Here is a 25,532-nt window from a genome sequence, read left to right as displayed (position 1 = left end):
ATGACCGCTCCGAGACTTTGGCTGATTGTTCCTGCCGCAGGCATTGGCCAGCGTATGCAGGCCGGGCAACCGAAACAGTATCTTCGGATCGATCAACGTTTCATTCTCGATATCACCCTGTCCCGACTGATGGATTCCGCGCCTTTTTCCGGCTGCATGGTGCCACTGCATCCCGCCGATCACTGGTGGCCGGATACAGAGGCCAGCCGCGATAGTCGTATCCAGACCTGTACTGGCGGCTCTGAGCGCGCCTGTTCGGTTTTGTCGGCACTGCATGCTATGGCGGAGCAGGTAGCGGATGATGACTGGATTCTGGTTCACGACGCCGCCAGGCCATGCCTTCACACCCGGGATCTGTCCAATCTCATTGAGCGGCTCTACGACCATCCTGTTGGTGGCCTCCTCGCTTCGCCGGTGGCAGATACTCTCAAGAGAGCCGATACCGGCGAGCTCCACGAAGTCGCCGAGACCGTCGACCGTTCGGACCTGTGGCGGGCCCTTACGCCCCAAATGTTCCGCTACCGGTTGCTGGTTGATTCCCTGGAGGCCGCTCTCAGGGAGGAACTTCCGGTCACCGATGAGTCCTCTGCCATTGAGTTTTCCGGTAACATGCCGGTTCTGGTTGAGGGGCGGCCTGACAACCTTAAAATAACGGTACCTGCGGATCTGGCACTCGCAGGTTTTATCCTGAGCCGGTTCTGATTTCCCGAGTTTTCCGGAGCACATTATGCGTATTGGTCAGGGCTTCGATGTCCATGCCTTCTGTGAAGGCGACTCTGTCATTATCGGCGGTGTAAACATTCCGCATTCCCGGGGGCTGAAGGCCCACTCCGATGGCGACGTACTCTTGCATGCACTGGCTGATGCACTTCTGGGTGCCATGGCAGTTGGCGATATCGGCCATTTTTTTCCGGACACCAGTGACGAGTGGGCGGGGGCAGACAGTCGTGATCTGCTGCGCCGGGTAATGGCGCGTGTGCGTGATGAAGGGTTCAGTGTGATCAATGTTGATACCACGGTAATTGCCCAGGCCCCGAAAATGGCGCCTCATATCGATGCTATCCGCCTGAACATTGCGGAGGATCTGGGGGTTCCCGCCAGCCGTGTCAGCGTCAAGGCAACAACAACGGAAAAGCTTGGTTTCACCGGCCGTGGTGAGGGTATTGCCTGTCAGGCCATTTGCCTGCTTGAAGCGGTGGATTCGTGAGCCACTGGAGGCTTGACTGGCCAACCTCTGGTGGCGTGCGTTTGGCGCATGCCCAGCTCAAGGTGTCACCCGCGGATTTCTTCGTGGACGAGGTCCTGGACCTGGCTGGAGAGCTGACCGCTCCGGAGCCAACGGAGGTCAGGGGTCGCGGGGAGCACCTCTGCTTGAGGCTGGAGAAAGTCGGCGACAATACCGAGTTTGTCGCCCGTGAACTGGCGCACCTGACTCACTGCCGCAGCTTTGACGTGGGTTTTTGTGGTCTGAAGGATCGTCATGCGGTAACCCGTCAGTGGTTCAGCCTCTATCGTCCGGGCCGTGAGGCTGAGGACGCGGACCTGCTTCAAGAGGTTTCCTCCCGCTGGTCGGTGGTATCTTCCTTCCGGGATGCGCGGAAGTTGCGTCGCGGTGACCACTGGGGTAACCGTTTCGTGATTACCCTGAGGAATGTTTTCGGGGATCGGCAGGCGATAGAAAACGCCCTTCAGCGGCTGGCTACTGTCGGCGCTCCGAACTATTTCGGTCCCCAGCGGTTTGGAAGAGATGGCGCCAATCTGGACCGGGCTCTCCATACCGATCCGTCAGTGTTGAACCGGCGTAGCCGATCGGGTGGAAAAGGTCGCGGAGGTAAAAAGCGCGCTGGAAGCGAGGGCGCTAAAAACGTATTGTATTTTTCGGCGGCGCGCTCCTGGCTGTTCAATGAGGTGCTTGCCGCCCGCGTCCAGGATGGCAGCTGGGCTGAGGCTTCGGCAACCGGCCCGCTGTGGGGCGACGGCGGCACCACGGCCACGGGGCCGCTGGAGGCGCTGGAACGAGGTATTGTGTCGCAGACACCCGGGCTGGCGGATCTGTTCTCGGTCACCCGTATGAAACCCGAGCGCAGGCCCCTGGCGGCAAGGCCGGAAGATCTTGTCTGGCACTGGCAGGGTGACGACTGTCTGGAGTTGGCGTTTTTACTTTCTCCGGGGCAGTACGCCACGACGATTTTGAATGATATTTTCGAGCTTGAGGACATGAGCCTCGGCCGACATAACGAACAACAAGGCTAGCGGAGAACACTGTGCGTATTCTGTTGTCGAATGATGACGGCGTTCATTCACTGGGGCTGATTGCTCTGTACGAGGGGCTGAAGGGGCTTGGTGAGCTTGAGGTAGTGGCGCCTGACCGCGATCACAGCGGTGCCAGTAACGCGTTGACCCTGAACCGCCCGCTGACCGTGGAAGAACATCCCAACGGCTTTCGTTCCGTGGATGGAACGCCGACAGACTGTGTACACCTGGCGGTAAACGGTCTGTTCCGGCAACCGTTTGACCGCGTGGTTTCAGGCATCAATACCCACGCCAACCTTGGCGATGACATTATCTACTCAGGCACCGTAGCTGCGGCCACCGAAGGGCGCCACCTCGGACTGCCTGCCATTGCCGTTTCGCTGGTTAACAACGGTTATTTTCATTACGAGACGGCGGCCCGGGTTGTCCGGATGCTCCTTGAGAGCGAACGCCCCCTGGTCCTTGGACCGCGCTCCATTCTCAATGTGAATGTCCCGGATGTGCCCTGGGAGCAACTGGCCGGTATTCGTGTTACCAGGCTTGGTCATCGTGAACGGGCAGAAGGTGCGGTTCCGATGACCTGTCCCCGGGGCAGGGAGCGGTACTGGATCGGTGCCGCCGGGGCGGGCGGTGATGCCGGCCCCGGAACGGATTTCCACGCCATTCGTGAAGGCTACGTGTCGGTGACGCCGGTTCACATTGACATGACCCGCCATGAGGCACTGGTTCCGCTCAGGGAATGGCTGGGTACGCTGGAGGGCAGTGGATGACGGCTCAGCTCGAAGGCATCGGGATGACCTCCCGCCGTACCCGGATGCGGCTGGTTCAGCGCCTGAGGGAAGCGGGCATTGAATCAGACAAGGTTCTTGAGATTATGGGAGAGGTGCCCCGGCACATTTTTCTGGATGAAGCCCTGTCCCATCGGGCTTACGAAGACACATCGCTGCCGATTGGCTACGGGCAGACCCTTTCCCAGCCTTACATCGTGGCCCGGATGACCGAGCTGATGCTGGCTCACCGTCCCTCAAATGTGCTGGAGCTGGGTACTGGATCCGGTTACCAGACCGCTGTGCTCTCGCGCCTGTTTGCTGAGATCTACAGCGTTGAACGTATCAAACCGCTTCAGGACCGGGCCCGGGAGCGTTTGCGGCAGTTGCACGCCAGAAACGTATTTTTCAAGCACGCCGATGGCGGCATGGGCTGGCCGGAGCGTGGCCCTTTCGACGGTATTATCGTGACGGCGGCACCTATTGAGGTTCCCGGTGAGCTGCTTAGCCAGTTGGCGGACGGGGGTGTTCTGATTGCACCGGTCGGTGAGGAACGTCAGGTGCTGGTGGAAGTGACTCGTCGCGGCGCCCGTTTTGACCACAAGGAGCTCGAACCTGTCCGGTTTGTGCCTCTGCTCGGAGGAGTTGTCCGATAGTTATGAACAGTCCCGTATCGAATAGTGCCAGTCCCGAATCCGCGCGTAGCCATCGTCCAGCGGCGGTCTTTCTTCGCGGTATCGCCATGGGGGCCGCCGATATTGTGCCGGGTGTGTCCGGCGGTACCATTGCATTCATTACCGGTGTCTACTTCCGGTTGCTGGAAGCCATTAATGCCGTGCCCGTTGCAGTTTTCCGGCACCTGTTCCGGGGCAATTTCAGGGCGTTCTGGCACGCCTGCGACGGCACCTTTCTGGTATGCCTGCTGGCGGGCATTCTCATCAGTATTGCGACGCTGGCTTCAGCAATCAGTTATGTATTGGTGGAATACCCCATCCTCATCTGGAGCTTTTTCTTTGGTCTGATCGTTGCCTCGGTGTGGCATGTGGGCCGCCAGGTGCGACACTACAAAGTGGCACTGTTGGCACCGCTGTTGGCCGGTATTGTGGTTGCCTGGTGGATTACCACCTTGTCTGCGGGACAGGTTTCACCGTCTGGTCTGGCGTTCTTCGGTGCCGGGGCGCTCGCCATCTGTGCCATGATTCTTCCCGGTATTTCCGGCAGCTTTATTCTGGTCATTATCGGTATGTATGCGCCGGTCCTGGCGGCCATCAAGTCATTGGATATGGGCGTTTTGCTGCTGTTTATGGCGGGCTGTGTGGTCGGCCTGTTATCGATAGCGCGTCTGATTACCTGGGCGTTTCATCACTTTCATGATCTGGTGCTGGCTTTGCTGACAGGATTCATGGTCGGCGCCCTTAATAAGGTCTGGCCCTGGAAAGAAATACTCAGCTGGCGCACCAACAGTGCCGGTGAACAGGTGCCCCTTAATGAGGTAAGCATCTGGCCCTGGACATTCGCCGAACAGGCCGGGCAGGACCCTCAGATAGCACTGGCAGTGTTGATGGCGTTGGCCGGGTTCTGTCTTGTTTTGCTGGTTGAGTGGGTCGGTTTTCGCAGCCGGAGCGTCGCTCAGGCCGGGTAGCGGGGCGGCAAAACTGTGCGAAAGTGTTACCTGACGCACAAAATAAGTGTTTCGGCAGGTAACAGGGGTGGCCGGGTAGTAACTTGGATCCCATCGGGAAATGTGCAATATATTAGCAAGTTACTATTAAAATTTTAGAATTTGCTTCTACAGGCTGGGTGGTTTATACGGATTTTTCATAACTGGGTTATTTTTATTTCTGTGAGATTTTTGCCTGGGTTACTCAATGCCGATCTTCCGGCGTCCCCGCGGTTCCCGCCCGGTGCCTGTGAATCCTCTCGCCCCCTGAAAAAGACGCAGTACCGGTCCTTCCCACTGATTTCCCTCATTGCACTGCTGTTTCTTTCCGGCTGTAACACCCCGGCACTGTACCAGGATGATCTATATAACCCTCCGGTATACTGGGGCCGGCACGTTGTCAAACCGGGCGAAACCCTCTACAGCATAGCTTGGCGGTACGGGCGGGATTATCGTGAGCTTGGCAATGCCAACGGCATGGGTCCTCCCTGGAACCTGAAAGCCGGTCAGGTGCTGCGCCTTGATCTTCGCGGAACTGTAACCTCTGGCAGTCAGACTGGTTCAGCAAGCAGGCCTGCGGCGTCTGCCTCCAACACCCAAAGCCGGGTTTTAACGCCGAGACAGACAGCGGCTACCGCGCCAAAACCCTCGGTCACGAGGGCGCCTCGCAAGGATGCGCCGCTGGGGTCCCAGACCCAGACCGTCGCCCGCATTGAGTGGCGCTGGCCGCATGTTGGCACCGTAATTGCTGGATACTCAACATCCGGAAAAGTCAATAAAGGTATTGATATCGCCGGGCAAGCCGGGGATGCTGTTAGAGTCGCAGCCACGGGAAATGTGGTTTACGCCGGCAACGGGTTGCTTGGATACGGCAACCTGATTATTGTGAATCACAACGAGCACTATTTGAGTGCTTACGCTCATAACCGGAAGATTCTGGTGCAGGAAGGGGAGGATGTGAAAGCCGGGCAGGTGATTGCAGAGCTCGGTAGCAGTGGTGCTGAACGACCCATATTGCATTTTGAGATCCGAAAAAATGGCAATCCGGTCGATCCAGTCCATTATCTGCCACCGCGCCAGTGAACCGAGCAGTCAGCAGGCTGCCTGATCGCACTCCCCGGCACTGACAAATAAACCGCGTTCGCAAAAAAACAAAAACGGTAAAGGCCGTAACAGGCCGACCAACAAAATGTCCTGAAGAAAAAACATGAAGACGAAAACGTCCGCAATAACAAGAAGTATCGGGCGAACATCCAGGATTATTGAGAGGCGGGGCAAGACAAATGTCAGCAGAGCAAGAAGACATCATCATGGATCGTGTGTCAGATATTGATGACTCAGAAGATCAGCTGTTAGCTGAAGAAAAAGTCGACAAGGACGTGACCGAAGAGGTTGCGGCGGTCGAAGAGGATTTTCCCACCAAGGGGCGTTATTTCACCAGCCAGAAACAGCTGGACGCCACTCAGCTTTATCTCAACGAAATCGGTTTTTCACCCCTCCTGACTCCTGAAGAAGAAGTCTATTTTGCCCGCCTGGCGCGCAAGGGAGAGGAGTCTGGCCGCAAGCGGATGATCGAAAGTAACCTGCGTCTGGTGGTCAAGATCGCCCGCCGTTACGTGAACCGGGGCCTCACCCTGCTTGACCTGATTGAAGAGGGTAACCTGGGCCTGATCCGGGCCGTTGAAAAATTTGATCCGGAGCGTGGGTTCCGCTTCTCCACCTATGCAACCTGGTGGATTCGCCAGACCATTGAACGGGCGATCATGAACCAGACCCGTACTATTCGGCTGCCGATTCACGTGGTAAAGGAGCTGAACCTCTACTTGCGGGCCGGGAGGGAGCTGACCCAGAAACTGGACCATGAGCCATCGGCGGAAGAGATTGCGAAGATGGTGGACAAGCCGGTTTCGGACGTGAAACGAATGCTGGGCCTCAACGAGCGTGTCGCGTCCATGGATACGCCCATCGGCAGCGGTGGCGAGAAGTCTCTGCTGGACACAGTGGCGGATGAGGGCGCGTCTGATCCTGCCGATCTCCTGCAGGACAACAACATGTGTTCCTGTCTGGAAAAATGGATTGATCAGCTTAGCGACAAGCAGCAGGAAGTGCTTTCCCGTCGCTTTGGCCTGCGAGGCTACCCGGTGAGCACCCTGGAAGAGGTCGGGCAGGAAATCGGGCTGACTCGCGAGCGTGTTCGCCAGATCCAGGTTGAGGCGCTTCGCCGGCTCCGGGAAATCCTTGAGAAGGAAGGCTTGTCAGGGAACCTGCTGTTCAAATAAGCCCTTTCTGGCAGTTCGACCGCAAAAAGCCAATCAGGATACTCCTGGTTGGCTTTTGTGTTTCAGGATCGCTGCAAATGAGAACCAGGTTGCGCCTTTCTGGCCGGCCTCATTGATAGAATGCCGGGACCGGGCGGGGATAAGGGTGTCGAAACCCGGTGCACGAATGAAACACGTCAATAATAACGATCGAAAAGGAAAGGACTATGAAGAAGGCTCTTATAATCAGCTTTACCTCCCTTATGATGGCGGCCGTGCTGTCCGCACCGGCCTCAGCACTGACCGTTGAAGGTGTTGATGTCCCGGATACATACTCCGCCATGGATACCGAACTGAAGCTGAACGGTGCAGGCACCCGTTCCAAGTGGTTCATGGATCTGTACGTCGGTGGTCTTTACGTGCCGGAAACCATCAACGACGGCGAAACCGTGATTAATGCGGATGAGCCCCAGGCCATTACTCTGCATATCATTTCCGGCATGATCACCAGTGAGCGGATGACAGAGGCCACGCTGGACGGTTTCAAGGCGTCAACCGACGGTGATATGTCCGCCATTCAGGAAGATGTTGACCAGTTTATGGCGGTGTTTCAGGAAGAAATTACCGAAGGTGATGTGTTTGATCTGGTCTACCTGCCCGGGAAGGGTGTGAAAGTTCTCAAGAACGGTGAGCACAAGGACACCTTAGGTGACCTGGCTTTCAAAAAAGCCCTGTTCGGAATCTGGCTGTCCGATAAGCCTGCCCAGAAGGATCTGAAGGAGAAGATGCTGGGCCAGCGTTAACAAGGAGACAGCTGCCAGTAAAAAGCCGGCGTGACGCCGGCTTTGCTGTTCCTGTTGCAAGGTATCGGGTCTGGCTTAAAGGTAATCCCGCTTATGTTTGAATTCGCAGAGATCTTCAATAGAACAGGCCCCGCATTTGGGTTTCCGGGCGGTACAGGTATAGCGGCCATGAAGGATCAGCCAATGGTGGGCGTCAAGCAGGAACTCTTTGGGGACCAGACGCAGCAGCCGTTTCTCCACTTCCAGAACGTTTTTTCCCGGCGCAATTCCGGTGCGGTTTGAAACCCGGAAGATATGGGTGTCCACGGCCATCGCCATGTGACCGAATGCCGTATTGAGAACCACATTCGCGGTTTTGCGTCCTACGCCGGGAAGCGCTTCCAGGTCTTCCCGGTTTTCCGGTACCCGGCCATCGTGTTTCTCAATAAGAATACGGCAGGTCTTGATAACGTTTTCGGCCTTACTGTTAAACAGGCCAATGGTTTTAATGTATTCCCTGAGGCCATCAACACCCAGAGCCAGTATGGCTTCCGGCGTGTTGGCCACCGGAAACAGCTTACCGGTAGCCTTGTTCACGCCCACGTCCGTTGCCTGAGCCGACAGGATTACCGCAATCAACAGCTCGAACGGGCTCGAGTAGTTCAACTCCGTGGTCGGATAGGGGTTGGCGTCCCGCAGCCGGGTAAAGATCTCAACACGTTTGAGTTTGTTCATCAGCGCTCAGTCAGTTGCTAACCGGGGGTCAGGAGATGTTCCCGGTAATCCGGACCCGTTTGCTTCCAGCCTCTATCGGAGCCGGTTCGCTGGCCTTTCGGCGTTCTTTCAGGTGGTTATCGACGCTGTTTTTCAGGGCAATCAGCAGGCCGAGGCCCACAAAGGCACCGGGTGGCAGGATCATAAACAGCATGCCCGGGTAATTTTCGAACGGTCGGACGACCCAGTCGGCGGCCGCGGGGCCGAGCAGCAGGTTCATGTCAACAAACAGGCTTCCCTGACCGGTGAGCTCCCGAATGCCGCCGAGCACAGCCAGTACTGCGAGAAAACCGAGCCCCATCATGGCTCCGTCCAGAAGGGCCGGGCCAGGTGCGTTTTTGGAGGCAAAGGCATCGGCCCGGCCAAGGATAGCGCAATTGGTCACGATGAGCGGAATGAAGATGCCCAGAATCTGATAGAGCTCGTAGGTAAATGCCTGCATCAGCAATTCGGCGCAGGTCACGAAGGAAGCGATGATCATGACAAAAGCTGGCAGGCGCACGGATTCACTGACAAAGTTGCGAATCAGTGACACGGCAAGGTTGGAACCCATAAGCACCATCAGGGTTGCCACGCCAAGACCAATGGCATTCACAACGGTGCTGGTAACGGCCAGCAAGGGACACAGCCCGAGAACCTGCACCAGTGCCGGGTTATTGTCCCAGAGACCGTCGCGGATGATTTCGCTGGAAGATTTGGTCGCCATGATCAGGAATGCTCCGTGTTGGATGATTCGCCAGCAATCGCTTCCGGTTTGAGGGCTTCGTTCCTCTGAGACGGCGCTTCGTTGAGACGCTCCCGGATTACCCGGCGATTCTCTCGAAAATAGATCAGCGCTTTCTGAACAGCCTTTACCACGGCCCTCGGAGTGATCGTGGCGCCGGTAAACTGATCAAATTGGCCGCCGTTCTTTTTCACGGCCCACTCCCGGTGGGGTGGTTCGCCGAGCGACCGGCCGTCGAAGCTCTTGATCCAGTCCGATTTCTTGGTCTCGATACGGTCGCCCAGCCCCGGGGTTTCCCTGTGGCTGGTTACCCGGACGCCAAGAATGGTGCCCTGCATGTCCACGCCAACCAGCAGGTAGATGTTCCCGGAGTAGCCGGCGGATGCCACAATGGGCATGATCATGCCTATCGGCCGGTCATCCTGCCGGGCAACCCAGACGGTCAGGGGGTCCGGCAGGGCCAGCCGTTCGCTGGCCGGCAACTGCACGGTATCCCTGAGCAGGTCGTTGGTGTGCCGGCTTTCGGGAATGATTTCGAACAACGCCTTTGCTTCGGCGCGCGCTGCCTGCTGTTTAATTCGTTCCTCGGTGGCCACCTGAGTCACTGCAATGGTGCCACCGGTTATGACGGCGAACAAGCCGAGGCCGATGGCGCTGCGGCGCATGGACTGTGCTATGGCGGCCATGGTTTACCCCCGATTGCCTGGTACACCCCGGCGGGCCTTGTGATGGCCGTAAGTCCGCGGTGGTGTGTAGTGGTCGATAAATGGCACGGCAAAATTCATCAGCAGAACGCTGAAAGCAACGGCGTCGGGATAGTTGCCCCAGGTACGGATCAGATAGAGCAGAATGCCGATTCCCGCCCCGTAAATCAGTTTACCCTGATGGCTGGTAGCAGCGGAGACCGGGTCGGTGGCGATAAAGAAGGCACCGAGCATGGTACCGCCAGCCAGAAGATGGAGTGATACCGGCGTATACAGGTCTGCATTGTTGCCAAACGCCAGGCTCATCAGGATCAGGCCACCGAGAAAACCGGCTGGAATGTGCCAGCTGATAATACGAAGGCCGATCAGCAAGAGGCCGCCGGCAAGAAAGGCTGCATTCACCCATTCCCAGCCTTTGGCGATGCTTTCACCGAAGGTCGGGTGGATCAGTACCTCGGCCGAGGTGTGGCCGGCGATCTTGTGTTTGTACTCGTCAAGGGGCGTTGCCATGGTCCAGCCATCTACCGCTGTCTGCTGGCCTGATGCGATGGTCGCCAGGGTTTCACCGAAGCCCGGCGCGCCGTCCCAGAGCATGGCTGGTTCTGCCCAATTGGTGGTCATGGCGACCGGAAACGACACCAGTACCAGCGCATAACCCACCATGGCCGGATTGAATGGGTTGGAGCCCAGTCCACCGTATAGCTGCTTGGCAATAACAATGGCGGAAATGACAGCCACCGCCGAAACCCACCACGGCGTGAATTGTGGCAACGAGAGGCCCAGCAGTAGCCCGGTTACCGCGGCCGTGTTGTCCCTGATAAAAAAGACCACGGGTTTTTTCCGAAGCCTGAGCACGGTCGCCTCGGAGAACACGGCAACGGCGATGCAGAAGACCACATTGATGAGGTTGCCCCAGCCGAAAAACAGAGTCTGGGCGAACAGGCCAGGCAACGCCGCAATCATCACCCACAACATCACGCGGGACGTCGGTCGGGCCTTGTGGGCATGGGGTGAGGACTGTTGAACAAACGCCATGTGTGTCGAGCCTGATTCCGTTAGTGGGTGGGCTGGGATTCGGTCGGCCGGGCGGCCAGTTTGTCTCGGGCTTCCGCCAGCATCTCTTCGGCCCGCTTTACCCGATCATGGTTCTTGGCTACTGCGCGCTCAAGCTTGTCCACGTTATCCGCCTGTTGCGCTTTTGCCTCGTCAAGCATGCCCTGCATGGTTTCCAGCTTGGATCGGGCCTGGCCAAGTTGCTTTTCCAGAGCGTCAATATCCGGCTTTTCTTCAGCTGTGTCGGTCGCAGGTGGTGGCTGGGATGCCTCGGCTTTTGCCTTCTTGCGGGCCAGGGCCTGCTCGACCAGAGCGGCCTTGGCAGAGCGTTCGTCAACGGCCTCACCCTCTGCTGTTACTTGCTCCGCTTCGGCTTTTTTCCTTGCCTGGGCGTCGGCCGCCGCTTTTGCCCGTTCCTTGCGCCTCAGTTCTTTCTCTTGCTGTTCCCGCTCCAGGCGGGCCTGACGAGCTTCGAAGCGTTCCCGGGCGCGGTCCGCTTTCAGCTGTTCTGCGCGCTGAACGCGAATTTCGCCTTTGGCGAAGCGGTAGTACTGCACCAGCGGGATCGAGCTCGGGCATACATAGGAGCAGGCTCCGCATTCGATGCAATCGAACAGGTTCAGGTGCTCGGCTTTCTCAAACTCGGTGGCCTTGGCATACCAGAACAGCTGCTGTGGCAATAACTTCATAGGGCAGGCTTCGGCGCACTGTCCGCATCGGATACAGGGTTGCTCCGGCGGCGGTGCCGGTAACTCGCTGGCCGTTGCAGCAATGACGCAGTTGGTGGTTTTAATCACCGGAACGGCGTCGGTTGTAAGCGTATAGCCCATCATCGGGCCGCCGAGCACCAGACGGCTGAGCCTGTCCTGCTGAACACCGGCCTGTTCGAGCAGATATTCGATCGGCGTGCCAATCAACGCCTCGAAATTGCCCGGTTCGCGTACCGCTTCGCCGGTAATGGTAACAACCCGGGAAATCAGTGGTGTGCCTTCAACCACGGCCTGCGCCACGGCAACGGCGGTGCCGATGTTCTGGCACATAACTCCGATATCAGCCGGAATACCACCGCTAGGCACTTCCATGCCAGTCAGTATCCGGATCAGCTGTTTCTCACCGCCGGAAGGGTACTTGGTTGGAATAACGACGATTTCAGTCTGGGTGCCCTCGGTTGCCTCGCGCATCGCTGAAATGGCTTCCGGCTTGTTGTCTTCAATACCAATAACGCAACGTTCCGGACGAAGAATCCACGCCATAACCTTCAGGCCGGCAACAACCTCATCGGCTTTTTCCCGCATGGTCATGTCATCGGCGGTAATGTAGGGCTCGCACTCAGCGCCGTTCAGAATCAGCGTGCTTACCTTGCGGTTCCGGGGTGGCCGGAGCTTGATGTTGGTGGGAAAGCCGGCGCCGCCCATGCCGGAAATGCCGGCATCCCGGATAATCCCGAGGACCTGGTCACGGGCGAGGGTGCGATAGTCAGGCACCGGGTTGCGGGAGCACCATTGATCTTCGCCATCTGGCCTGAGCGTAATGCACCAGTCCGCCATTCCCGACGGGTGGGGAACGGGGTGTTCCACAATGCTCTCAATGACACCGGACGTCGGCGCATGAACGGCTACACCCATGCCGGTTTTGACATCTGCGATTTTCTGCCCTTTCAGAACCTGCTCGCCCACTTCAACAATCGCTTCGGCCGGGTCTCCGATATGCTGCTGGAGTGGCAACACCAGCCGTTCCGGAATTCCGGCTCGACGAACCGGCCGGGCCGTTGAGAAGTCTTTGTGCTCCGGCGGATGAATGCCACCGGAAAAATCCCACAGTTGTGTCATCAGGCGCTGGCTCCCTGGCGGTCGGTGGCAATGAGCCCCGGGGTCGGCGGTGTCCAGGTCCAGGTACGGATATCCGGTTCAACAGTCACCATATCGATACAATCGACCGGGCAGGGCTCCACACAGAGGTCGCAGCCGGTGCATTCGCTTTCAATGACCGTGTGCATGTGCTTGGCGGCACCAAGAATGGCATCCACGGGGCAGGCCTGGATGCACTTGGTACAGCCGATGCACTCGTCTTCACGAATCACTGCAACCTGCTTGACCTGCTCAACACCATGCTCGGCATCGAGAGGTTCCGGTTCAACGTCCAGCAGGTCGGCCAGTGCCTTGATGGTGGACTCGCCTCCGGGCGGGCACTTGTTGATGGGGCCGCCCTCGGCGATGGATTCGGCGTAGGGCCGGCAACCCGGATAGCCACACTGCCCGCACTGGGTCTGTGGCAGGAGCGCATCGATCTGGTCAGCCAGTGGATTACCCTCCACCTTGAACCGTTCAGCGGCAAAGCCCAGCAAACCTCCGAACACAACGGCCAGGGCCAGAAGAACCAACACGGCAACCAGAATGCTTGTCCACATAAACTGCTACTCCTAATCCAGCTGCCCCTAATCCAGCTGCCCCTAATCCAACTGCCCCTAATTCTGCTACCCCGTCAAACGCTGACCAGGCCACCAAAGCCGAGGAACGCCAGCGACATCAGCCCGGCCGTAACCAGCCCGATCGCAGCCCCGCGGAACGCAACCGGAACGTCAGAGACGGCGATGCGTTCCCGCATGGCGGCAAACAGGACCAGGACCAGGGAGAAGCCGGCCGCTGCGCCAAAACCGTACAAAACCGACTCAACGAAGTTGTTGTTCTTGTTAATGTTCAGGAGAGCGACCCCAAGCACCGCACAGTTTGTGGTGATCAGGGGAAGGAAAATACCCAGCACCCGGTAGAGCAAGGGGCTGGTCTTGTGAACGACCATTTCCGTGAACTGGACCACCACGGCGATCACCAGAATGAATGTGATTGTCCTTAGAAAGGTCAGGTCCAACGGCTCCAGCAGATAGGTGTAGACAAGATAGCTGTATACCGACGCCAGAGTCAGCACGAAGGTGGTTGCCAGAGACATGCCCATGGCCGTTTCGAGCTTCCCTGAAACGCCCATGAACGGGCACAGGCCCAGGAACTGAACCAGCACAAAGTTGTTCACCAGAATGGTGCTGACCAGAATCAGCAGATATTCGGTCATTTGCCTTGCTCCATTGACCCGGCTGCCGGCCGTTACATGATCCGCATGCCGGGCGTGGCACCGGAATCCGGAGACAGGATAAAGAGGTCCTTGCCACCGGGCCCCGCTGCCAGAACCATGCCCTCGGACATGCCGAACTTCATTTTCCGGGGCTTGAGGTTGGCAACCATCACGGTCAGGCGGCCCTCAAGATCTTCCGGCCTGTAAGCAGACTTGATACCAGCAAACACGTTGCGGTCGCCGTGCCCCACGTCAAGGGTGAGGCGAAGGAGCTTGTCAGCGCCTTCAACCTGTTCGGCTTTCACTATTTTAACGACCCTGAGATCCACTTTCGCGAATTCCCCGAATTCGATCTCGTCGGCGATCGGCTCAGCCTTGGCAGCAGGCGCCGGCTTTCCGGTTGCTGCGGGCAGTTCCTCTTTTGAGGCATCCAGCATTTTCTCAATCTGGGCAATGTCGACACGGTTCATCAACGGCTTGAACTTGTTGATGCCATGGTTCTCGAGGCGCTCCGCGCGTTTGTTCCAGTCCAGCGGCGCATTCAGGAACGCCTCGGAGGCCTTGGCGGTTTCCGGTAGTACCGGTGCCAGGTAGGTCATCAGCAGGTGGAACATGTTGATGGCGTTGGTGCAGATAGCCTGAAGATTCCCATCCTGGCCTTCCTGCCTGGCGATCACCCAGGGCTGCTCGTCATTGACGTACTGGTTGGCAATGTCGGCCAGTTCCATGATCCGGCGCATGGCGCGGCCGAACTCACGGGCTTCGTAGAACTCCTCGATCTCTTTGCCAGCTTCGATGAATTCCTTCAGTTTGGCATGCTCGGTAACCTGGCCAAGCTGACCGTCGAAGCGCTTGGTGATGAAACCGGCGCTGCGGCTGGCGATGTTCACGACCTTGCCCACCAGATCCGAGTTTACCCGGGCAGCAAAGTCTTCCAGGTTCAGGTCCATATCATCGACACTGCCGGTCAGTTTGGCCGCGAAGTAGTAACGCAGGTATTCCGGATTCAGGTGGTCCAGATAGGTGCGGGCCATGATAAAGGTGCCACGGGACTTGGACATCTTCTTGCCGTTCACGGTCACAAAGCCATGGGCCCAGACCGCCGTTGGCGTGCGGAAACCGGCATCGTGCAGCATGGATGGCCAGAACAGGGCGTGGAAGTTGATGATGTCCTTGCCGATGAAGTGGTACACCTCGGCGGTGGAATCGGCCTTCCAGAAGTGCTCGAAATCGATGCCTTCCCGGTTGCACAGGTTCTTGAAACTGGCGAGGTAGCCAATAGGAGCGTCCAGCCAGACATAGAAGTATTTACCCGGCGCATCCGGAATCTCGAAGCCGAAGTAGGGCGCATCGCGGCTGATATCCCACTCCTGCAGCCCGGCATCCAGCCACTCAGCCAGCTTGTTTGCCACCTGTGGCTGCAATGTGCCGCTACGGGTCCATTTAGCCAGGAAATCGGCAAAGTCCGGCAGCTTGAAGAAATAGTGCTCGGACTCCTTCTCGATGGGCGTCGCCCCGGACACGGCCGAGCGCGGGTTGATCAGCTCCGCCGGCGTGTAGGTAGCGCCACAGGCTTCACAGTTGTCCCCGTACTGATCCTCGGTTTTGCATTTCGGGCACGTACCCTTGATAAACCGGTCCGCCAGGAACATGTTCTTTTCCGGGTCGTAGGACTGGATGATCTTGCGCGTGGCAATGTGCCCGTTTTCCTGCAACTGGCGGTAAATGTACTCCGAGAACTGGCGGTTCTCCTCGGAATGGGTGGTGTAGTAGTTATCAAAGTGGATATGAAAGCCGCGGAAATCTTCCTGATGCTCATCGCGGATACGGTCAATCAGCTGTTCGGACGTGATGCCTTCGCGCTCGGCCCGGAGCATAATGGCCGTGCCGTGGGCATCATCGGCGCAAACGTAGTAACAGTTCTGGCCACGCATTTTCTGATAACGTACCCAGATATCCGTCTGAATGTATTCCAGCAGGTGGCCCAGATGGATAGGGCCGTTGGCGTACGGCAGGGCGCTGGTAACCAGAATATCGCGCTGTTGTTTGCTCGCTTGCGTCATGGTGATGTCCGAACCTTATGTTGATACGGGTTGGAAAGACAAAACGGGGTCCTGGCGGCCGTCGGAATTGATTGCGCCAGGTAAAGACCCCATATGGTCAGAAACGGGCACAGATGATACCTTCCGAGCAGATATTTTTCATCCGAATCACCCGTTTCCGTGCTTAAAATCGCGCATTAGCTTATTCCGGAGAACCCGATGACACAGATATCAGAGCAGGCCCTGCAAACAGCGGTCCGCGAGTACCGCGACCCGTATCTCAACAAGGATCTCTACGAATTGGGTGCGGTAAAATCCCTGAGTGCGGACGCCAGAGGCAAAGTGACCCTCACAGTCGAGCTGCCGTACCCCTCCAAAGGCATCGCCGGGGCCCTGAAGGAGATCGCGACCAACGCGCTGGAATTCGTCGATGGCGTAGAGAGTGCCGACGTTCATGTCGGCCAGAAAATCCACGCCTATAAGGTTCAAAAAGACCTGCCCTCGGTCCCTGGCGTGAAAAACATCATCGCAGTCGCCTCCGGCAAGGGTGGTGTCGGTAAATCCACCACCGCCGTCAACCTCGCCCTGGCACTTCAGGCCGAAGGTGCGAGAGTCGGCATCCTCGACGCCGACATCTACGGCCCCAGCATCGGCATGATGCTTGGCGTGCCGGAAGGCAAGCGCCCCGACACCCGCGAAAACAAATACTTCGTCCCCATGGACGCCCACGGCCTCCAGGCTAACTCCATGGCCTTTGTTGTCACCGACAAAACCCCCATGGTCTGGCGCGGCCCCATGGTCAGCGGCGCGGTGATGCAACTGCTGCAACAGACCCTCTGGAACGAACTCGACTACCTCATTATCGACATGCCCCCGGGCACCGGCGATATCCAGCTCACCCTGGCCCAGAAAGTCCCCGTCACCGGCGCCGTGATCGTCACCACTCCCCAGGACATCGCCCTGCTGGACGGTAAAAAAGGCATCGAAATGTTCCGCAAAGTCGACATCCCCGTGCTCGGCGTTGTCGAAAACATGAGCGTCCACATCTGCAGCAACTGCGGCCACGAAGAACCCCTCTTCGGCCACGGCGGCGGTGCACGCATCGCCGAAGAATACAACACCACGCTCCTGGGTCAGCTGCCCCTGCACATGACCATCCGCGAACAGACCGACGGCGGCACCCCCTCCGTGGTTGCCGAACCGGACTCCGAAGTGGCCCGCCGGTACCGCGATATCGCCAGAAGGTTAGGGGCTGAACTCTCCACCCGGGAGCGCAACCTCAGTGGTTCCATCTCAAGCGTTTCGGTGACAGAGCACTGACTTAGGCTCAAAGAGGCGAATTCCCGACTGTTAGAGTCGCGAGGTTGGGGTGCACTTTCCAAAACTGTTGAGGGCCAGGGACGGCCCGAAACAAGCGCACATGGATGTGCTCGTAGCGTGTTTTGGAAAGTGCATCCCAAGCTTGCAGCCACCCAGCCAGGCAGTCCTGTGATAAAGCCCGTAGACTTCGACAGACACCGCGCTAACGGGTAAACTACGCCTCAATTTTTCCCAGTGGATACGAGACTTCGCCAATGAGCATCAAATCCGACAAGTGGATTCGCCGGATGTCCGAACAAAACGGCATGATCGAACCGTACGAAAGCGGACAGGTTCGTGAAACCGAAAAAGGCCGCGTGATCTCTTACGGCACCTCCAGCTATGGCTATGACGTACGCTGCAGCAACGAATTCAAAATCTTCACCAACGTCCACTCCGCCACCGTGGACCCGAAGAACTTCGACGAAAACAGCTTCGTCAACTACACCGGCGACGTCTGCATCATCCCGCCGAACTCCTTTGCCCTGGCCCGCACCGTCGAATACTTCCGCATCCCGCGCAGCGTACTCACCATCTGCCTCGGCAAATCCACTTACGCCCGTTGCGGCATCATCGTCAACGTCACACCGCTGGAACCGGAGTGGGAAGGCCAGGTTACCCTGGAGTTTTCCAATACCACCAACCTGCCGGCCAAAATTTACGCCAACGAAGGCGTGGCCCAGATGCTCTTCTTCGAATCCGACGAGATCTGCGAGACCAGCTACAAAGACCGGGGCGGCAAATACTTCGGCCAGACCGGCGTCACCCTGCCCAAGACATGAACGCCAACCAGTTCCTCAAAGCAGTCTCACAGTTGCAGGGCTGGCGCGAATGCGCCTTCCTGCTCGCTCTGGCTGAGCGCTCATTCCCCAACTATGCCTTGTTCGCAGACGCTGTCGACCTGAAAACCGGTGCCAAAATGCGCCAGCTGCTGGATCTTGGCTGGGACCTGCTCCAGAAAGATGTTTCGGAGTCCGCCATCCCCCAGCTGCTGGCAAGGCTGGAGACCCTGTCTCCGGATGTGAACGCCTACGATGCCTACGGCGTCTACCCGGCCTTTGATTTCTGCCAGTTGCTGGAGCAGGCCCTGCTTAGTCGTCTGAACCCGGGTAAACACCGGGCAACCGACGCCTCGCAGATGGCCACGGCAACGGTGATGAACTTCATTGAGCTTTCCGAGGGTGACGATCTCGACGAAGACGAGCTGGTTCGCTTGCTGGATCAACACCCCCTGATGAAAGAGGACAAGACCTTCCAGCGCGATCTGGTGCTTGCCCTCAAACGCCAGCGCACGCCTACCGATCAGTTCGTGGCCCGCCTGCGGGAAGACGCAGCCAACGACGGCGTCAGCAACCTGGGCATCTCCCTCAACGAATAATCGAACAGCGCGCGGGCGAGCTACACTTTCAGTGTTCTTTATTGTTTTCAGCCCTGGTCAGACGGAATTTACCTCATGAAACTCTCTGCATTTGGTCGCAAATTTACCGCCGATGCCGGTATTACGTCCCTGATGGATGACCTTGGTAATGCCATGGCATCCGGCGACGACATGATCATGATGGGCGGCGGTAACCCGGGGCATATTCCCGAGATTCAGCAGCGAGTGCAGGAAATTCTGGCGGACATGAGTCGCAGCGAAAGCGATGTCCGGCGTCTGGTTGGCATTTACGATCCGCCCCAGGGCGAAAAGCAGTTTATCGCCGCGCTCGCCGAGATGCTGAACCGCGAGTACAACTGGGGCCTGAAGCCTGAGAACATCGCGCTTACCAATGGCAGCCAGGCCGCCTTCTTCATGTTGTTCAACATGTTTGGCGGCGATTACGGTGAAGGTCAGCGCAAGCATATTCTGTTGCCTCTGGCACCGGAATACATCGGCTACGCCGACGCTGGCATCGAGCCTGGCCTGTTTCACGCGGTTCAGCCGGATATTTCCTTTACCGATGCTCACGAATTCAAGTACCGGGTGGACTTTGATGCCGTGGAAGTGACCGGCGAGACGGGCGCTATCTGTGTGTCGCGGCCCACCAATCCGACCGGCAATGTGGTGACCGACGACGAGCTTGCGCGTCTTGAGCAGCTGGCGCGTGACCACGACGTGCCCCTGATCGTTGACGGAGCCTATGGCACGCCGTTTCCCAGCCTGCTTTTTGTCGACGCAACGCCCACCTGGAACGAGCAGATTATCCTCTGCCTGAGTCTGTCGAAATTGGGTCTGCCAGCGGCGCGTACGGGTATTGTGATTGCGGCTGAGCCGATCATCAAGGCGCTCTCGGGCATTAACGCCATCGTGAACCTGGCCACGGGTAGTTTCGGAGCCATGCTGGCGGATCCGCTGGTCAGGTCCGGCGAGATCCTCTCGCTGAGCCGCGAGGTGGTATGCCCATTCTACAAGGCGAAAATGCAGAAGGCGGTAGCAGTTTTTCGGGACGCCATGGGGGAGGACAGTTGCCGCTGGTATCTCCACAAGCCGGAGGGCGCGATGTTTCTCTGGTTGTGGTTCCCGGATCTGCCGATCACCAGCCTTGAGTTGTACCAGCGACTGAAAGCCCGTGGTGTGCTGGTTGTTTCCGGCCATTATTTCTTTCCGGGGCTGCCGGAGGACGGCTGGAAACACCGGCACGAGTGCCTGCGTGTGACCTACTCCCAGGACGATGAGCGGGTTGCCGAGGGTCTGAGGATCATCGCGGATGAAGTCAAAGCCGTCTGGCGTGAGGCTGGGCGCGAGGTTTAGGGCCCGAAATCCGCCGCTTCCAGTTTCAGCTCGTAGCTGCTGCCGTCTGGTTCCACCTGTCGCAGCCGCACGAGAAGGAAATCCTGCTCGGGCGAGAACCACATCAGGGTCTGGCGCTTCGAGTCCTCCCGAACCTTTTCCGCTTTCAGAAAGGCTGTTCCGTCGCCACCGGTGCTTGTAGCCTCGCCGTTTATGACGGCAAAACGCTCCTCATCAACTGACCGGCCATTAATGACCTTGTAGGTCATATCACGTTCGCCGTTGCGGATATCCTGATGCAACTGGAGCTGGTAGCCGAGCGGATCCAGGACCCCTTCCTCCAGTTCGATTTCAAAGCGCTTGCCCTTGTACTCTCCGGTGGCCACACCTGTCGACCAGTCGAAATCGATGGAATGCTTCCGATCCTTTATCAGAAACCCGGAAAGGTGGTAGCGGTACCTCATCGGCACGACCCGACCGTTTTCCCATCTGAGGATCAGGGATTCATCAATGCTGGCAATAAAGGAATCAACATCGGTTCGGTAGAGCCAGATATCGTTGCCCTGAGATGTCAGAGTCCGTTTTGCGGTGCCACTGAGGGAGATGCCTTTTTCCATGGCCGCTGTGTAGCTGGCTTCAAAGGGTGTAAGCCCCGTGTCCGACTCCGCCTGGACGGAGCCTGCCAGAATGCCGAGGCAGAGCGACAATGCTGCGCCCCGGAGTTTGGAGGTTAGTAGTGAGTGCATATAGCTAAACCCGAACAAATACCGTCATCGATGGCGACAGTGTAGCTGCCCGGGTGAGATACGGAGATGACAATTCGTTCAGGCGATGGATCAGTTATCGGGCAGGCGCATGGGCGCGTTCAGGGGCTCTCCGTCAAACATCACGTAATCGCTGCCCAACTGAACCCGGCCCTCGCAGAACCAGCGGACTACGATGGGGTAAAGAACGTGTTCCTTTTCCTGAACTTTCTCCGCCAGGGACTCCGGGGTATCGTCGGGTGCGATCGACACCTCTGCCTGGGCGATGACCGGCCCGCCGTCCAGTTCCTCTGTCACGAAGTGGATGGAGACCCCATGAACTTTGTCGCCGGCTTCCAGCGCTCGTTGATGGGTCTTCAGACCGGTGTACTTCGGCAGCAGAGAAGGGTGGATGTTCAGCATCTTGCCCCGGAAGGTGCGGACGAAACCGGTGGTCAGGATCCGCATGAAACCTGCCAGCACGATCAGATCCGGGTTATGGCGGAGAATCTCCGCCATAAGGGAAGCATCAAACTCCTCACGGGAGCCGAAATCCTTGTGGTTTACCACGAAGGCTTCAATGTTGGCCTGGGCTGCACGCTCCAGGGCGAAGGCCCCCGGCTGGTTACAGCCGACCGCAACAATCTGCCCGGGAAATTCCCGTTCACGGCTCGCGTCGATCAGTGCCTGCAGGTTGGTGCCGCTGCCGGAGGCTAACACCAGGATTCTCGGTAATGGGGTCTGATCTGCCTTCATGCCGACAGAAGTCCGGGTGCGTAGCGAACGGATGCCTCTGCGTCTTCGCTGTCCGCACTTTCGATGATACCGACCTGCCAGGCATGTTCGCCCAGTGCTTTGAGGGTATCCAGAGCCAGCTCCTTCTGGTTGGCAGGTACGCAGACGATCATGCCGATGCCGCAGTTAAAGGTACGGTACATCTCCTCGCTGGCCACACCGCCATTGTCCTTGAGCCACTGGAATACCGGAGGCAGCGTCCAGCTCGCGGTATCGATTGCGGCCACGCTGCCCCTTGGCAGTACCCGGGGAATGTTCTCTGGCAGTCCGCCGCCGGTGATATGGGACAGTGCACGCACGTCCACTTCACGAATGAGTTGAAGAAGATTTTTCACGTAAATCCGGGTGGGTGCCATCAGGGCGTTGGCCAGGGTGGTCTCGCCCATGGGCTGATTCAGGTCGGCGCTGCTCACTTCCAGGATTTTCCGGATCAGCGAATAGCCATTCGAGTGGGGGCCGGATGATCCCAGTGCGAGCAGGCTATCGCCGGACTGAACCCGGCTGCCGTCGATGATTTCACTGCGCTCGGCAACGCCGACACAGAAGCCCGCCAGGTCGTAGTCGTCGCCCTCGTACATGCCCGGCATCTCGGCAGTCTCGCCGCCCACCAGCGCACAGCCGGCCTGTTCGCAGCCTTCACCGATTCCGCCAACCACCTGGGCGGCAACATCGACGTTGAGTCTGCCGGTGGCGTAGTAATCCAGGAAAAACAGGGGTTCGGCACCGCCGACAACCAGATCGTTCACGCACATGGCGACCAGATCGATGCCAATGCTGTCGTGCTTGTTCAGTTGCATCGCCAGTCTGAGTTTGGTGCCCACCCCGTCGGTTCCGGAAACCAGAACCGGCTCATTGTAGCCGGCAGGAATCGAGACCATGGCGCCGAAGCCGCCGAGGCCGCCCAGAACTTCCGGGCGGCGGGTGCGCGCTGCGGTGTCCTTGATGCGGCTGACGAGTTCATTGCCGGCGTCTATATCAACGCCGGCATCACGGTAGGTCAGGGAGGGCTTCTGTTCGCTCATGGTGTACTTAACCGTTGGCCAGTGGGTCAGGTGGCGGATTTTAACAGGTGCAGTGTGGTGCTCCAAATGTATATTGCTTTTCTGAAACCCGGCGCCGCTACTCACACTCTGGACCATGGTGTATCCTATGCGCCATTCATGCGAACTGCAGGGTGTTTCATGTCAGTATCAGGACAAAAGCCGGCACATACATCAGTATCGGCAGCGTGGGTGTTTGTGTTGTTCACGTTTCTGCTGGGCGGGGTTTCCGGCCCGGCAGCCGCGGTAACGGTATCCGGCCTGTATTCTGCCAGGGTGCCCGTGGGCGGATCTTCCCCGGGCCAGCTTGCTGAAGGGTATTCAGATGGTTTGAGCCAGGTTCTGGTGCGTGTCTCGGGCACCAGGGACGTGCTGTCCCTGGAAGGCGTCGAAGCGCTGCTGTCTGACGCTGAGTCCTTGCTGCTATCTTATCAGGTAGTCCGGGACGACTCCGGTCAGAGCGTCCTGGACATGTCTTTCGGCGCGGTAGGTGTAAACCGGGCCCTGGCGTCAGTCAACGCGCCGGTGTGGGGCGCCAACCGCCCACTGACGCTTGCATGGATTGCGGCCGAGGAGCGTGGCTCCCGTACACTGATAACCGATGATACGCTGGGGGCTACCCTGCGCGTGCAGGAAACCAGCGGAACCTGGCAGGCCGCCTTTGACGCGGCAGCGAGAAAGCGGGGGCTGCCGGTGGCGCTGCCTCCAGCAAGTTTCACCACCGATCGGGAACTTTTGTCAGATATCTGGGGTCAGTTTGTTGGCCGGGTGAAGGCCGCATCGGGTGATCTGGAGCACGATGTGCTGGCGTTGGTGCGGGTCAGCCGCAGTGGTGAGCAGTGGCGTGCCGGTTGGGTTTTTGATGGCATGTCGATGAATTCGGGCGAGGAATCGGTAACCGGCCCGACCCCCGACGCTCTGGCCGAGGCGATGATTAATCGCTGGGCCGAGCTGTACGCCAGTCGCTATGCCGTTGACGCTGCAGAGGTTGGCGAGTCCCCGCAAGTGGATATTGTGTTGCGTGGTGTGACTTCGCTGGAGGACTATGCCAGGGTCAATCAGGTTCTCGGGGGGCTGACGCCGGTGGTCAGTGTGGGTGCACACCGGGTACGGGAAGACCAACTGACTCTGAGAGTCGCTTTTTCCGGTGAGCTGGATCAGCTCAGGGAATATATTGCCCTCGATCCGAGATTCGTCTCCCTGGGAACGGAAAACCCGTCTGTTCCGGCGGAAGTTCCGTCGGTAACAAGTCAGCCGTCGGCCGCGCCAGAAACGGAAACCGCCCAGGAAAGCGCCACTGAGCAACCGGCAGGCGCAGGGTCGCCGTTATCGTCAGGAGAATCAGAAAGCCCGTCCCTGTTTACCTACCAGCCGGTGCCCGTTGATGAAGAGGATGCCAGGCAGGCGTTCGAATCCCTGTACCAGGTTCTGTATTATCGTTGGCAACCGTCTTCTGTCATCGGGAGCGATGGCGGAGAGTAAGACGTTACCGGAGGGAGTCTTTTGAATTTGCACAGCTGGCGCTGGATTCCCAATGCCCTGACGTTTCTGCGCATTCTTCTGATAGCTCCCTTTGCAGGCGCGTTGCTGGCCGGAGATTACCGGTGGGCACTGGTGATTTTTTTTCTGGCGGCTGGCACGGATGCAATTGACGGGTTCCTGGCGCGGCACTTTAACTGGCGCACCAGGCTCGGAGCAATTGCCGATCCACTTGCCGACAAGGCCCTACTGATCACCGCCTACCTTATGCTTACACTGACCTCCGTTCTGCCGGTCTGGCTGTTCATGGTGGTTCTGGGGCGGGACCTGCTGATCGTGGCAGGCGCGCTGGCATACCATTACAGCGTTGGCCGCTACGATATGGAGCCGAGTATCCCTGGTAAGGTGAATACCTTCGTTCAGATTCTGGTGGCACTGGCGATCATTGTGCTGCTGGCCGATTTGTCCATGCCGACCTGGGTGGTGGATGCCGGCATCGTGCTGGTCGCCGCCTCGGCGGTGTTCAGTGGTGTTCATTACCTTTGTGTCTGGGGTTTGCGGGCCTGGAGGGCCAAACGGTCATGAGTGCATCCCAGCTGGTACTTGGCGTCAAGCTGCGTGACGATGCGCGCTTTGATAACTTCCACGGTGATCGCAACACGGATGCCGCGAAACGTCTGGAGGCGGTGTGTCATCGGCCCGCCAGGGTTCCCGTGGTTGTTCTGTGCGGAGATTCCGATACCGGGAAAAGTCACCTCCTGCAGGCGGTTTGCCATCGCAGCGAAAACCGTGGCAAGGCTGCGGTCTGCATCAGTATTGCCGAGCTGCACCCCTTTGGCCCCGGGGCACTTTCCGGCCTTGAGGCCCAGGACATCATTTGTCTGGATGACCTGGATCGCATTGCGGGTGACCGGTTGTGGGAAGAAGCCATCTTCCATTTGTATAACCGGATACAGGACCAGGGCGGACTGTTGGTGGTGGGTTTGTCGGACCTGCCCGCCAACCTGCCGTTCGAATTGCCAGACTTGGTATCGCGGCTGAGCCACGGCCTGACCATCCAGCTGGGGATCTACCGGGACGACGATCGACTGAAGATTCTGATGGCGCGGGCGGAAAAACGCGGTCTGGTGATGGCGGATGACGTCGCCGGCTACATTATGCGCCGGGCTCCCAGGCGGCTTGGGGATTTGCTGGGCATTCTGGATATACTGGATGAAAATTCACTTCAGGCGCAGCGAAGACTCACGATCCCGTTTGTGAAAACGGTCATGGGGTGGTGAAAGCCCGCGAAGCTATAGTGGCATCATAAAGAACGATACGTGCTTA

General features: G+C 58.2%; 27 protein-coding genes. 16 read left to right on the top strand and 11 right to left on the bottom strand.

The window, feature by feature from the left end; all coding sequences use genetic code 11:
- The 9 genes from ispD to AC13C0_RS04565 all read left to right on the top strand — a co-directional run bounded on the left by ispD (position 1) and on the right by AC13C0_RS04565 (position 7,741).
- Positions 1-702, top strand: a complete 702-nt coding sequence (gene ispD, locus AC13C0_RS04605; RefSeq protein ID WP_117620162.1) for a 2-C-methyl-D-erythritol 4-phosphate cytidylyltransferase — start codon at positions 1-3, stop codon at positions 700-702.
- A gap of 25 nt (positions 703-727) precedes the next feature.
- Positions 728-1,207, top strand: a complete 480-nt coding sequence (ispF, locus tag AC13C0_RS04600; protein WP_117620163.1) for a 2-C-methyl-D-erythritol 2,4-cyclodiphosphate synthase — start codon at positions 728-730, stop codon at positions 1,205-1,207.
- Positions 1,204-2,253: a tRNA pseudouridine(13) synthase TruD gene (gene truD, locus AC13C0_RS04595; RefSeq protein ID WP_482954020.1), complete on the top strand. Its 1,050-nt coding sequence runs from the start codon at positions 1,204-1,206 to the stop codon at positions 2,251-2,253. The genes ispF and truD overlap by 4 nt, the downstream gene beginning before the upstream one ends.
- Before the next feature lie 11 nt (positions 2,254-2,264).
- Positions 2,265-3,023, top strand: a complete 759-nt coding sequence (surE, locus tag AC13C0_RS04590; protein WP_117620165.1) for a 5'/3'-nucleotidase SurE — start codon at positions 2,265-2,267, stop codon at positions 3,021-3,023.
- Entirely contained in the window at positions 3,020-3,676 is a 657-nt protein-coding gene (locus AC13C0_RS04585) for a protein-L-isoaspartate(D-aspartate) O-methyltransferase (protein WP_117620166.1), read from the top strand. Before surE ends, AC13C0_RS04585 begins: the two co-directional genes overlap by 4 nt.
- Positions 3,677-3,678: 2 nt before the next feature.
- On the top strand, positions 3,679-4,662 hold the full coding sequence (locus AC13C0_RS04580; protein WP_117620167.1) for a polyprenyl-phosphate transporter: 984 nt from the start codon (positions 3,679-3,681) through the stop codon (positions 4,660-4,662).
- Between the two features lie 210 nt (positions 4,663-4,872).
- Positions 4,873-5,763 carry a peptidoglycan DD-metalloendopeptidase family protein gene (locus AC13C0_RS04575; protein ID WP_482954024.1) on the top strand — a complete coding sequence of 297 codons (891 nt, stop codon included), beginning with the start codon at positions 4,873-4,875 and terminating at the stop codon, positions 5,761-5,763.
- Between the two features lie 200 nt (positions 5,764-5,963).
- Positions 5,964-6,959 (top strand): RNA polymerase sigma factor RpoS, encoded by a 996-nt coding sequence (gene rpoS / locus AC13C0_RS04570; protein ID WP_117620168.1) that lies wholly within the window; start codon positions 5,964-5,966, stop codon positions 6,957-6,959.
- Positions 6,960-7,165: 206 nt separating this feature from the next.
- Positions 7,166-7,741 carry a chalcone isomerase family protein gene (locus AC13C0_RS04565; protein WP_117620169.1) on the top strand — a complete coding sequence of 192 codons (576 nt, stop codon included), beginning with the start codon at positions 7,166-7,168 and terminating at the stop codon, positions 7,739-7,741.
- A gap of 75 nt (positions 7,742-7,816) precedes the next feature.
- Here AC13C0_RS04565 and nth read toward each other — a convergent pair whose 3' ends face one another.
- From nth to metG, 8 genes are all read right to left on the bottom strand, one after another.
- Positions 7,817-8,455, bottom strand: a complete 639-nt coding sequence (gene nth, locus AC13C0_RS04560) for an endonuclease III (protein ID WP_482954019.1) — start codon at positions 8,453-8,455, stop codon at positions 7,817-7,819.
- Positions 8,456-8,483: 28 nt separating this feature from the next.
- The gene (locus AC13C0_RS04555) at positions 8,484-9,200 is read right to left on the bottom strand and encodes an electron transport complex subunit E (RefSeq protein ID WP_482954018.1); all 717 of its coding nucleotides are present in this window, start codon (positions 9,198-9,200) and stop codon (positions 8,484-8,486) included.
- 2 nt (positions 9,201-9,202) lie between these two features.
- A complete protein-coding gene (gene rsxG / locus AC13C0_RS04550; RefSeq protein ID WP_117620172.1) occupies positions 9,203-9,904 on the bottom strand; it encodes an electron transport complex subunit RsxG in 702 nt (233 codons plus the stop codon).
- A gap of 3 nt (positions 9,905-9,907) precedes the next feature.
- Positions 9,908-10,957 carry an electron transport complex subunit RsxD gene (rsxD, locus tag AC13C0_RS04545; RefSeq protein WP_117620173.1) on the bottom strand — a complete coding sequence of 350 codons (1,050 nt, stop codon included), beginning with the start codon at positions 10,955-10,957 and terminating at the stop codon, positions 9,908-9,910.
- 20 nt (positions 10,958-10,977) lie between these two features.
- A complete protein-coding gene (gene rsxC, locus AC13C0_RS04540) occupies positions 10,978-12,804 on the bottom strand; it encodes an electron transport complex subunit RsxC (protein ID WP_117620174.1) in 1,827 nt (608 codons plus the stop codon).
- Entirely contained in the window at positions 12,804-13,382 is a 579-nt protein-coding gene (gene rsxB, locus AC13C0_RS04535) for an electron transport complex subunit RsxB (RefSeq protein ID WP_117620175.1), read from the bottom strand. Before rsxB ends, rsxC begins: the two co-directional genes overlap by 1 nt.
- A 74-nt stretch (positions 13,383-13,456) precedes the next feature.
- The gene (gene rsxA / locus AC13C0_RS04530) at positions 13,457-14,038 is read right to left on the bottom strand and encodes an electron transport complex subunit RsxA (protein WP_341581661.1); all 582 of its coding nucleotides are present in this window, start codon (positions 14,036-14,038) and stop codon (positions 13,457-13,459) included.
- Between the two features lie 32 nt (positions 14,039-14,070).
- Positions 14,071-16,101 carry a methionine--tRNA ligase gene (gene metG, locus AC13C0_RS04525; RefSeq protein WP_117620177.1) on the bottom strand — a complete coding sequence of 677 codons (2,031 nt, stop codon included), beginning with the start codon at positions 16,099-16,101 and terminating at the stop codon, positions 14,071-14,073.
- 198 nt (positions 16,102-16,299) lie between these two features.
- Here metG and apbC point away from each other — a divergent pair, with 198 nt between their 5' ends.
- The 4 genes from apbC (at position 16,300) to AC13C0_RS04505 (ending at position 20,170) form a co-directional block, all read left to right on the top strand.
- Positions 16,300-17,400 (top strand): iron-sulfur cluster carrier protein ApbC, encoded by a 1,101-nt coding sequence (apbC, locus tag AC13C0_RS04520; RefSeq protein ID WP_117620178.1) that lies wholly within the window; start codon positions 16,300-16,302, stop codon positions 17,398-17,400.
- A gap of 254 nt (positions 17,401-17,654) precedes the next feature.
- A complete protein-coding gene (gene dcd / locus AC13C0_RS04515) occupies positions 17,655-18,221 on the top strand; it encodes a dCTP deaminase (RefSeq protein ID WP_117620179.1) in 567 nt (188 codons plus the stop codon).
- Positions 18,218-18,817, top strand: a complete 600-nt coding sequence (locus tag AC13C0_RS04510) for a YjaG family protein (protein ID WP_117620180.1) — start codon at positions 18,218-18,220, stop codon at positions 18,815-18,817. The genes dcd and AC13C0_RS04510 overlap by 4 nt, the downstream gene beginning before the upstream one ends.
- A 75-nt stretch (positions 18,818-18,892) precedes the next feature.
- Positions 18,893-20,170, top strand: a complete 1,278-nt coding sequence (locus AC13C0_RS04505; RefSeq protein WP_341581665.1) for a valine--pyruvate transaminase — start codon at positions 18,893-18,895, stop codon at positions 20,168-20,170.
- Here the strand turns inward: AC13C0_RS04505 and AC13C0_RS04500 are convergent.
- The 3 genes from AC13C0_RS04500 to purM form a co-directional block, all read right to left on the bottom strand.
- Positions 20,167-20,895, bottom strand: coding sequence for a DUF3108 domain-containing protein (locus tag AC13C0_RS04500; protein WP_341581666.1), 729 nt, complete (start codon positions 20,893-20,895; stop codon positions 20,167-20,169). The genes AC13C0_RS04505 and AC13C0_RS04500 overlap by 4 nt on opposite strands.
- A 90-nt stretch (positions 20,896-20,985) precedes the next feature.
- Complete coding sequence (gene purN / locus AC13C0_RS04495; protein WP_341581667.1) at positions 20,986-21,648, bottom strand: phosphoribosylglycinamide formyltransferase; 663 nt, start codon at positions 21,646-21,648, stop codon at positions 20,986-20,988.
- Entirely contained in the window at positions 21,645-22,709 is a 1,065-nt protein-coding gene (gene purM, locus AC13C0_RS04490) for a phosphoribosylformylglycinamidine cyclo-ligase (protein WP_117620488.1), read from the bottom strand. The genes purN and purM overlap by 4 nt, the downstream gene beginning before the upstream one ends.
- 219 nt (positions 22,710-22,928) lie before the next feature.
- Here purM and AC13C0_RS04485 point away from each other — a divergent pair, with 219 nt between their 5' ends.
- Genes AC13C0_RS04485 through hda form a run of 3 tightly spaced genes read left to right on the top strand, consistent with a single transcriptional unit; the run spans position 22,929 to position 25,486 of the window.
- Entirely contained in the window at positions 22,929-24,209 is a 1,281-nt protein-coding gene (locus AC13C0_RS04485) for a DUF2066 domain-containing protein (RefSeq protein ID WP_376788060.1), read from the top strand.
- A gap of 27 nt (positions 24,210-24,236) precedes the next feature.
- On the top strand, positions 24,237-24,791 hold the full coding sequence (locus AC13C0_RS04480; RefSeq protein WP_117620489.1) for a CDP-alcohol phosphatidyltransferase family protein: 555 nt from the start codon (positions 24,237-24,239) through the stop codon (positions 24,789-24,791).
- Positions 24,788-25,486 carry a DnaA regulatory inactivator Hda gene (gene hda, locus AC13C0_RS04475; RefSeq protein ID WP_341581670.1) on the top strand — a complete coding sequence of 233 codons (699 nt, stop codon included), beginning with the start codon at positions 24,788-24,790 and terminating at the stop codon, positions 25,484-25,486. Before AC13C0_RS04480 ends, hda begins: the two co-directional genes overlap by 4 nt.
- The last annotated feature ends 46 nt before the right edge of the window (positions 25,487-25,532 follow it).

The sequence above is a fragment of the Marinobacter sp. B-21 genome, assembly GCF_056857895.1.
This window is presented reverse-complemented; position numbering and strand designations above follow the sequence as displayed.